Annotated in this window: 10 protein-coding genes; 3 read left to right on the forward strand and 7 right to left on the reverse strand. The window is 70.1% G+C overall.

Going from position 1 to position 9,062, the window contains the following annotated elements:
• The first annotated feature begins 293 nt into the window (after positions 1-293).
• On the forward strand, positions 294-1,391 hold the full coding sequence (locus ACGF7Y_RS18340; RefSeq protein WP_357132373.1) for an adenosine deaminase: 1,098 nt from the start codon (positions 294-296) through the stop codon (positions 1,389-1,391).
• 85 nt (positions 1,392-1,476) lie between these two features.
• Complete coding sequence (locus ACGF7Y_RS18345) at positions 1,477-2,133, forward strand: hypothetical protein (protein WP_393235120.1); 657 nt, start codon at positions 1,477-1,479, stop codon at positions 2,131-2,133.
• On the opposite strand, the gene ACGF7Y_RS18350 is transcribed toward ACGF7Y_RS18345, so the two are convergent.
• From ACGF7Y_RS18350 to ACGF7Y_RS18370, 5 genes are read right to left on the reverse strand one after another with little or no spacing between them, the layout of a single operon-like run.
• A complete protein-coding gene (locus ACGF7Y_RS18350) occupies positions 2,134-3,393 on the reverse strand; it encodes a primosomal protein (RefSeq protein ID WP_393235123.1) in 1,260 nt (419 codons plus the stop codon).
• A 26-nt stretch (positions 3,394-3,419) separates the two neighbouring features.
• On the reverse strand, positions 3,420-3,767 hold the full coding sequence (locus tag ACGF7Y_RS18355) for a YbaB/EbfC family nucleoid-associated protein (protein WP_393235126.1): 348 nt from the start codon (positions 3,765-3,767) through the stop codon (positions 3,420-3,422).
• The gene (locus ACGF7Y_RS18360) at positions 3,764-4,105 is read right to left on the reverse strand and encodes a hypothetical protein (protein ID WP_062971147.1); all 342 of its coding nucleotides are present in this window, start codon (positions 4,103-4,105) and stop codon (positions 3,764-3,766) included. Before ACGF7Y_RS18360 ends, ACGF7Y_RS18355 begins: the two co-directional genes overlap by 4 nt.
• Positions 4,102-5,211 carry a C40 family peptidase gene (locus ACGF7Y_RS18365; RefSeq protein ID WP_062971145.1) on the reverse strand — a complete coding sequence of 370 codons (1,110 nt, stop codon included), beginning with the start codon at positions 5,209-5,211 and terminating at the stop codon, positions 4,102-4,104. Before ACGF7Y_RS18365 ends, ACGF7Y_RS18360 begins: the two co-directional genes overlap by 4 nt.
• 4 nt (positions 5,212-5,215) lie before the next feature.
• On the reverse strand, positions 5,216-5,551 hold the full coding sequence (locus ACGF7Y_RS18370; protein WP_393235130.1) for a hypothetical protein: 336 nt from the start codon (positions 5,549-5,551) through the stop codon (positions 5,216-5,218).
• Between the two features lie 130 nt (positions 5,552-5,681).
• Between ACGF7Y_RS18370 and upp the strand changes: the two genes are divergently transcribed.
• On the forward strand, positions 5,682-6,305 hold the full coding sequence (gene upp / locus ACGF7Y_RS18375; RefSeq protein ID WP_062971143.1) for a uracil phosphoribosyltransferase: 624 nt from the start codon (positions 5,682-5,684) through the stop codon (positions 6,303-6,305).
• Between the two features lie 18 nt (positions 6,306-6,323).
• Here upp and ACGF7Y_RS18380 read toward each other — a convergent pair whose 3' ends face one another.
• Together ACGF7Y_RS18380 and ACGF7Y_RS18385 are read right to left on the reverse strand one after the other, a co-directional pair.
• Complete coding sequence (locus ACGF7Y_RS18380) at positions 6,324-7,820, reverse strand: phospho-sugar mutase (RefSeq protein ID WP_393235132.1); 1,497 nt, start codon at positions 7,818-7,820, stop codon at positions 6,324-6,326.
• Positions 7,821-8,600 (reverse strand): purine-nucleoside phosphorylase, encoded by a 780-nt coding sequence (locus ACGF7Y_RS18385; RefSeq protein WP_357044980.1) that lies wholly within the window; start codon positions 8,598-8,600, stop codon positions 7,821-7,823.
• Between the last annotated feature and the right edge of the window lie 462 nt (positions 8,601-9,062).

Raw genomic sequence — 9,062 nt, forward strand, 5'->3', positions numbered from 1 at the left:
CAGCGGCGGCACCTGGCGCGCACCGACCGCACTGCCCAGCGCCGCCACCCGCAGCAGCCGCAACCTGTGCGCGCACCGCCGGCACTGCGGACTCTGGCCCGGCTGCGCTGCCGGACCACGAGCGTGCCGCCGGGCCGGACGCAAGTGCGAGGGTGGAAGTCGCATCGCACAGCATGTGCGCGGCGAACCGAGCGGTGTCCGGTCGTGGTCCGGTCCGCATCCGGCGGGCAACGAGATGGTTGCCACGGCCGGACTCGGCTGCCGTTTCGGCGCGCTGCGGCTACCGTCGATACATGACTGGACCGATGCCTCTGACTCTCGCCTCGATCCGCCAAGCGCCGAAAGCGCTGCTGCACGATCACCTCGACGGTGGCTTGCGGCCCGCGACGGTGCTCGAACTCGCCGCGCACAGCGGCTACGAGGACCTACCCGCCACCGACGAGGCGTCGCTGGCGGCCTGGTTCCGCGACGCCGCCGACAGCGGATCGCTGGAACGCTACCTGGAGACTTTCGCGCACACCGTCGCCGTGATGCAGACCCCGGAGGGGCTGCGCCGGGTCGCCCGGGAATGCGCCGAGGATCTCGCCGCCGACGGCGTCGTCTACGCGGAGGTGCGCTTCGCGCCCGAGCAGCACTTGGAGCGCGGGCTGACCTTGGACGAGGTGGTCGAGCACACGCTGGCCGGATTCCGCGAGGGCGAGGTGGCGGCCGCGGAGCGCGGACATCCGATCGTGGTGACCTGCCTGCTCACCGCGATGCGGCACGCGGCGCGCTCGCGGGAGATCGCGGAACTGACGGTGCGCTTCCGCGATCGCGGAGTGGGCGGCTTCGACATCGCGGGCGCGGAAGCCGGTTACCCGCCGAGCAGGCACCTCGACGCGTTCGAGTACATGCGTGCCAACAGCGCGCACTTCACCATCCACGCGGGCGAGGCCTTCGGCCTGCCGTCGATTCACGAGGCGCTCGCGTTCTGCGGCTGCGACCGGCTGGGCCATGGCGTGCGAATCACCGACGACATCAGCGTGCCCGGCGCGGTCGAGGACGCAGAGCTCGGGCTGGTCGCCAACTATGTCCGGGACATGCGCATCCCGCTGGAGCTGTGTCCGTCGTCGAACGTGCAGACCGGTGCCGTGCCCTCGCTGGACAAGCACCCGTTCGACCTGTTGGCCCGCCTGCGCTTCCGCGTCACGGTGAACACCGACAACCGGCTGATGAGCGACACCAGCATGAGCCAGGAGATGCTCAAGCTCGTCGAGACGTTCGGTTACGGCTGGAGTGATCTGGAACGATTCACCATCAACGCCATGAAGTCGGCGTTCATCCCGTTCCCCGAGCGGCTGCGGATCATCGACGACATCATCAAACCCGGATACGCGGTGCTCATCGGCTAGGGGCGGCACGCGTCCTACGGGCACGAGACAGCGTCGGCCGCGAGGTTCGGCGCCCGCCCGGCTACCGGTTCGCTAGCGTGGCGATATGGCGATCCTGCGCATATCCCGCCGGTTCAACGGACCACCCGACTCCGGCAACGGTGGCTACGTGGCCGGTCTGCTCGCCGCCCAGCGCGACGAGCGGACGGTCACCGTCATCCTGCGCAGCCCACCGCCGCTGGAGACGCCCCTCGACGTGCGGGCCGAACGGCTCTACGACGGTGACACGCTGATCGCCGAGTCCAAGAGCGGCGAACTCGAACGCGACGCCCCGGGGCGTATCCCCTTCGCCGACGCGACCGAGGCAGCACGCAGCTACACCAGCATCGAGATCTTCGCGTCCTGCTTCGTCTGCGGCAGTGGCCGGGCGGACGGGCTGCGTATCGAACCCGGCCGGGTCGACGAGCACCGAGTGGCCGCGCCATGGATACCCGACGACACCGTGCCGCTGGGGCCGCCGCTGCTGTGGGCCGCGATGGACTGCCCCGGCGGTTGGTCGCTACCCGGCATGCTGGAACGTCCCGCTCTGCTCGGCTCGATGACCGCCACCGTGCACGACATCCCCGACGTCGATGAGCGCTGCGTCGTCGTGGGCGAGTTCCACCGCGAGCAGGGACGCAAATGCTGGGCCTCGACCGCGGTCTACGGCGCAGACGAACGCCTGCTCGGACAGGCCGAGCAGGTCTGGATCCGGCTGCCCTAGTTACTGCTTGTCGAGCCGGGACTCCAGGTTGCGTTCCAGTTCGCGCCAGGCCTGGGCCTCCGCGGTGAACGGCGGGTTGGGCGCCAACCGGGTGGGGTCGGGGTTCAGCAGGTAGGAGACGTACCAGCCGAGCGGGGTGGACTGGGCCAGGGCCTGCTCCACCGTGTCGTCGTCGGCGTAGTCGGCGGCGTCGGTGAACAGCTCTACCGCCAGATCGAGCTGTTCGATGTCGACCGCCTCGGGGCCTTCGGCCAAGTCCTCGGCCAAGCCGGGCAGCACATAGACGTTCTCGTCGGTCACCTCGACCTCCAGTGAGCCGTCCACCGCCGCGGTCTGCACGTCGGTGAAGGTGCTCACGCGGGCCAAGTCGTGCTCGTGGTCGTCGGCGAGGTAGCGGGCCAGCGCGCGCTCGGACGAGAACACCGTGATCGAGCCCCTGGAACCGAGGAAGATCGGCTCGTCGTCGAGGTAACAGCGCAGGGTGAAGACGCTGCCTTCGGACGTGACGATCTTGACCGGGTCGATGCCGACCTCGTGCCAGAACGATTCGTCTTCGTCCTCGTCTTCGTCGTCGTCCTCTTCCGCGTCGAGGTCGACGGGCTCGAACTCCTCCTCCTCGTCGCTGTCGGCGGCGTCGTCGGCGTCGACCACGTTCTCCTCGGCGGCCAGCAGTTCGGCCTCGGCGACCGCGACCGCCTCGGCGTCGACCTCGGGCGTCTGCACGACGGAGTCGATGGCGTCCAGGACGTCGTCCCAGCCCTTGGCGATGGCGGCGCCGATCTGGTCCCACAGCTCCTCGCCGTCGCGACCGACGAACGCGCTCACGCCGCCGGGCAGCGCGCCCAGCACCGGGTGGGAACCGAAGAATTTGGTGACCGTCTCGAGTTCGCACACCTCGCCGATGTTGCGCACCATGCCGAGGGTGTCCTCCAGCTCGGCGACGCTGTCGACGTCGGGTTCGCCCGCCGCCAGCTCCGGCACCGCGACCAGATCGAAGGTGAAGTTCTCCTCCGGTTCCAGTTCGACCGCCGAGAGACCCGCGACGACCTTCCAGGCCGGATGGTCCACGAGGTCGTTGTCGGCGTTGGTGCGGATGAAGGCGGCCAGCTCCGCCACGGACTCGAAACCGTAGAGGGCGTCCTCGTGACCGAGGAACGCCTCCCACTCGTCGTCACCGTCTCGCCAACGCGGTGCCCACAGGGTGACGAGATCGCCGTCGGTCAGGCCGAGCTCGATCGGGACGATGTCTCCAGAAGCCATGTGCGGAAGCCTATCGACCTTCCGCGTCAGGCACTATCCGGCCCGCCCCCATTCGTGCCCGCGGGCGGCTGCGCGGCGGGGACGAATGACTCGTTCAGTGTCGCAACGACCTTGGATCGCTGCGCTCCGGCGTCCTCGGCGGCCTGTCTGCAAGCCCAGACGATCAACTGCCCGACCTCGGCCGGCGGCAGCGATGTGACCGATTCCGCCAAGGTCAGGCCGACCAGTGCGCCGTCGCTGTTCACCTCGACGCTCACCGCGCCGTCCTCGGAGGTCCACCGCCCGCGCACCTGCTTCAACCCGTACAGCGCGGCTTCCAGCGCCTCCAGTTTTTGGGTGGCCGCCGCGACAAGGGCGTCCATTTCCGCACTCATACCGGCCTCATCCAGGTCGTCGGTCCCGTGTCCGCGTCGTCGATCCGGTCCAGCTCGTCCACCGCCTGCTGGCGGGTGGGCAGACCGAGCCGGTCGAGGATGTCCGACGGCATGCCCGACTCGGCGAGCAGTTCGCGCCGCCGCGCCCGAGCCGCGATGGCGGAACGCTGGGTGAGCCGCAGGATCTCGTTGGCGAGCGATTGTGCGCCGTAACGGTATTCGCTGCGCTCGAACTTGATCTCGACCGGCATGCCCTGATCGGTCGCGCGCACCGAGATGGTGCCCGACCGGTTGCTGCTGGACGCCACCGTGACGTTGGGAACCGGGGGTCGGGTCATGCCGTCGGCCTGTAGAAACCGTAGAAGTCCATGCCTGAGTTCTCCGTTCGAATCGAGCTGATCTGGACCGGGTCACCCGCCTCGACCAACTGGCCGTTCCCGATCACCATGGCCACGTGGCCGTCCCAGATCGCGAGGTCGCCGGGCATCAGATCACCGGCAGACACCGGTGTGGCCCCGTTGCCCTGGTCGCACGCGAGCCGGGGCAGGTCGACGCCCGCCTCGCCATAGGCGTACTTGGTGAGCCCGCTGCAATCCAATCCCGCGCCCGGGCTGTTGCCGCCCCAGACATAGGGCGTGCCCACGGCGCCGATCGCCGACCGCACCGCCGTAGCGGCCTGTTCGTTGGGCGCCTCCACCACGCTGCCGTCGGGCAGCGTGATCTTCACGCCCTTGCCGTCGTCGGGCGTGCCCGACGAACCGGTGTCCGGTTTGGGGGTGCCCGTCGTGCCGGGCGTGCCACGGGAACCGCGTGAGGACTGCGACTGCAGCGGTGTGGCCATCGCGGTGCTCAGAAGCGAGCCCGCCCCGTTGAGCACGCCGGACGCGGCGGACGCGGCTTGCTGCACGCCCGCGGCGGGGACACCGGCCAGTGCCGGGGTGGTCGGCGGCGGGGTGAGGTCGTTCATCGACGCGGTGTGCGTCTGCAATTCGTTCTGGACCCGGCCGACGACGTTGAGGGCCTGGTTGAGATGGTCGATCGCGGAGCCGACGAGCACCGTCAGACCTTCCGGCGTCGCCAGGACCGGCCCCATGCTCGCCGCGGTGTTCACGAAGGACTGCGCGATGTCGGTGAGATCCTTCTGGCCCGTCTCGACCTCGCCCGCGGCCTGGTTCACGACCGTCGCCATCTCGTTGCCACGATCGGAAATGGTGGCCGCGGAGGTCTGCACGCGTAGCGCCTTGGCGGTGGCCGCGTCGGCCGCCCGGCCGTCCCACGCGGCGTTCATTCCGTTGATGCTGTCGCGGCCCATCTGGTGGATCTGGTCGACCACGGACGAGGTGCTGCGCAGCGCGTCGGTGGGACCGCCCGCGGGCAGCACACCGCTGCCGAAGCTGGCGAGCAGGTCCAGGATCGGTTGCGCCAGTGCGTTGACATCGATCACAGGCTCACTCCACCTCGGTGGCCGCGTTTCGCAGCGCGCTCGCGTGGGTGGCGTCGGTCTCGGTGAGGACGGCCGCCGCGCCGGTGGCAGCGCCACCCATGCTGGTCAGCACTGCTGAGAGCTGGCCGATCGCCGCGACGTGCCCGGCGTGCGCCGCGGCGTAGGCCGCCATGAAGTCACCGCCGATCAGTCCCATGATCGGGCCCAGCAGCGCGGGCTCCGCCGCCGCGGCGCTCACCCCGGCCGCCGCCATCTCACCCGCCATGACGTGAGCGGTCGCGCCGTAGGCCGCAATGCCTTCGGTGTCCGCCGACATCTTCCGCATCAGAGCTTCCCCCATCTGTTGTTCCCAGGCAGAGTACGTCATCCACTTGGTTCGACGCGCGCTGTTCCGGTTCGGTTCCGCCGCTTCGGAAAAAAAGTCCGGTGGCATCCGGCGGCGCACCCGTGACCGACTTTATCGTTCCCTCATGCGCACCCTCACCGTGGACCATCCACTCGTCGCCGCCCTGCTCACCACGATGCGGGACGAGCGAACGGCCAATCCGGCTTTCCGTGCCGCACTGCGTGATCTGACCGGCATCCTGATCTACGAGGCGCTGCGGGACGCGGAGGTCGAGCGCTTCGAGATCACCACGCCGGTCGCTCCCACCGAAGGCATCCGGCTGGCCCGTCCGCCGCTGCTGGTTCCGGTGCTGCGCGCCGGGCTCGGCATGATCGACGCGGCCGCCGAGCTGATCCCCGACGCCAGAATCGGGTTCGTCGGGCTCGCTCGCGACGAGGACACCCACCTGCCGGTGCCCTACATGGAGTCGCTGCCCGCCGATCTCGCCGGCCTGCCGGTCTTCGTACTCGACCCGATGCTGGCCACGGGCGGCTCGATGCGGCACACCTTGCAGCTGCTCACGGCCCGCGGCGCCACCGACATCACCGCCGTGTGCGTCGTCGCCGCACCGGAAGGGATTGCGACACTGGCGGACTCGGGACTGCCGGTACGGCTGGTGACCGCCGTGGTCGACTCCGGACTGAACGAGAACGCCTACATCGTGCCCGGTCTCGGCGACGCGGGCGACCGGCAATTCGGCCCGCGCTGAACCCCCGCCGGGCCGCGGTCAGAAGGTCCGGCAGAAGTCGCGCAATGCCGAAAGGCGTTCGCGGGCAGCGGCTCGCGCGGCCGGAAGACCGGCGCGCGAGCCCACCGGTTCGACCACCTCCAGGTAGCACTTGAGCTTCGGCTCGGTACCGGAAGGGCGGACGACCACGCGGGACGAAACACCCTCGAAGATCAGCGCGTCGGTCCGCATCCGGCCCCGGACCCGAAGCTGATCGGTGTATTCGACCGGCTCGCCCGCGATCTCGCGCGGCGGGTCGGCCCGCAATCGCTCGACCACGGCGGCCGCGTCGGTGGCCGAGCCGAGCCGCAGCGACACCTGGTCGCCCGCGTGCAGGCCGAATTCGACCGCGTAGTCGTCGAGTTCGTCGTTCAGGCCGCGACCAGCGGCCTTCAACCGGGCCACCAGGTCGGCCACCAGGACAGCGGCGGAGATACCGTCCTTGTCGCGGACCGCCGCCGGGTCGACGCAGTGGCCGATCGCCTCCTCGTAGGCGTAGACCAAGCCGTCGCCCGCGCGGGCCAGCCACTTGAATCCGGTGAGTGTTTCCGCGTAGCGTCCGCCGCGCGCGGGAGCCAGCTTCGACAGCAGCCGCGAGGACACGATCGTCGTCGCCACCAGCGCATCATCCGGGGCGGTGCGCAGTACACAGTCACCCAGGAGCACGCCGGTCTCGTCGCCGCGCAGCATCCGCCAGGTGCCGTCCGGCCACGGGACGCCCACCGCGCACCGATCCGCGTCGGGGTCCAGTGCGATCGCCACGTCGGCGCCGACCCGGGCCGCCGTCGCGAGCAGTAGATCGGCCGCGCCGGGTTCCTCGGGGTTCGGGAACGCGACGGTGGGGAAGTCGGGGTCCGGTGCGAACTGCTCCTCGACCACATGGACGTCGGGAAAACCCGCCGCGCGCAGCGCTTCGACGGCGAGGTCACCGCCGACGCCGTGCAGCGGAGTGAGGGCGATCCGGATACCGGCCCGCTCGCCCGGCCCACCGATCCAGGAGGGTATTTCGGCAACGCGGCGGATATACCGCTGGACCACGTCGTCGTCGGCGGGGACGACCGCCACGCGGTCGATCGGCTCGGCCACCGCCTCGATACAGCGCTCGATCTCGGCGTCGGCCGGGGCGATCAGCTGTGACCCGCCGTCCAGATAGACCTTGTAGCCGTTGTCGGTGGCCGGGTTGTGCGAGGCGGTGATCTGCACGCCCGCGACCGCGCCCAGCTCACGCACCGCGTACGCGACCACCGGCGTGGGCAGCGGACGCGGCAGTAACGTCACCGGAAAGCCCGCCGCGGCGAAGATCTCCGCGGTCGCCGTCGCGAACTCGGCGGAACCGTGTCTGGCGTCGCGGCCGACGACCACCGTGCCGCCGCCGAGACAGCGGTCGCGCAGCCACGCCACGATTCCCGCGGTCGCCCTGCTCACGGTGGTGACGTTCATGCCGTCCGGGCCCTCGCGCAGCGGCCCGCGCAGACCCGCCGTGCCGAAGCGCAGCATTTACACCCGTTCCAGCACGCCGCGCAGCAGTTTGCCGAGGCGCGGAGCCGCGGCATGGCCTTCGGCGAGCACCTCGGCATGGGACAGATGCGCGCCGGTGACGCCGGCGGCCAGGTTGGTGACCAGCGAGATACCGAGCAGGCGCGCACCGAGCGCGCGGCAGGCGATGGCTTCCAGCACCGTGGACATGCCGACCAGATCCGCGCCGATGGTGCGCAGCATCCGGATCTCGGCGGGCGTCTCGTACTGCGGTCCCGTGAGGCCCGCGTAGACGCCCTCGGTCAGGCTCGGATCGATCTCCCTGGCCAGCGCCCGCAACTCCGGATCCCAGGCGTCGACCAGGTCGACGAAAGTCGCGCCTGCCAGCGGTGTGCGACCGGTCAAGTTGAGATGGTCGCTGATCAGCACCGGCTCACCGACCCGGAGACCGGCCCGGATACCGCCAGCGGCATTGGTCAGCACCACGATCTCCGCGCCCGCCGCCACTGCCGCCGACACCGGATGCACCACATCGGCGGGCTGATACCCCTCGTAGAGATGCTGGCGGCCCATCAGCAGCAGCACGTCGTTGTCGTCCACCCGAACGGAATGGAGCACGCCGACATGGCCTTGCGCGGTAGGCGTTCCGAAACCGGGCAGCTCCGGCATCGGCACCGACGCCCGCGGCGCCCCGATCTCCGCGGCCGCGTCCTGCCAGCCGGACCCCAGCACCACCGCGACCCGGTGGCGTGACACTCCCGTACGTTCGGCGATCGCCTCGGCGGCCTGTTCGGCAAGCATGATCGTCACCATAGCTGTGTTTGATTTGCCGCGCCTTCGCGCGGCGTGTTCGCGGCCCCCTTGTGGCTCGCGTTCGCGCGACCGCCGCTTGCTCCTTCGTCGCGTACGCGACGGCCGCGCGAACGCGAGCCGGGCCGCGAACGGAACATGCTCGGTCTCGCTTCGCTCGGAACCGGGAGTTGGGGTGCGCTGGGCGCGTGGATGCGCGGCTTTGGATATCGCGCACGCGGTTCGATGTGGTCGGCGGTTGTCCCGTCGACCGGTGATCAGTCGCGGGCGCGGCGAATGTGAGCCGGGCCGCGAACGGAACATGCTCGGTCTCGCTTCGCTCGAAACCGGGAGTTGGGGTGCGCTGGGCGCGTGGGTGCGCGGCTTTGGATATCGCGCACGCGGTTCGATGTGGTCGGCGGTTGTCCCGTCGACCGGTGATCAGTCGCGGGCGCGGCGAATGTGAGCCGGGCC

This window comes from Nocardia sp. NPDC047654 (genome assembly GCF_043205035.1).
GTDB lineage: Bacteria > Actinomycetota > Actinomycetes > Mycobacteriales > Mycobacteriaceae > Nocardia.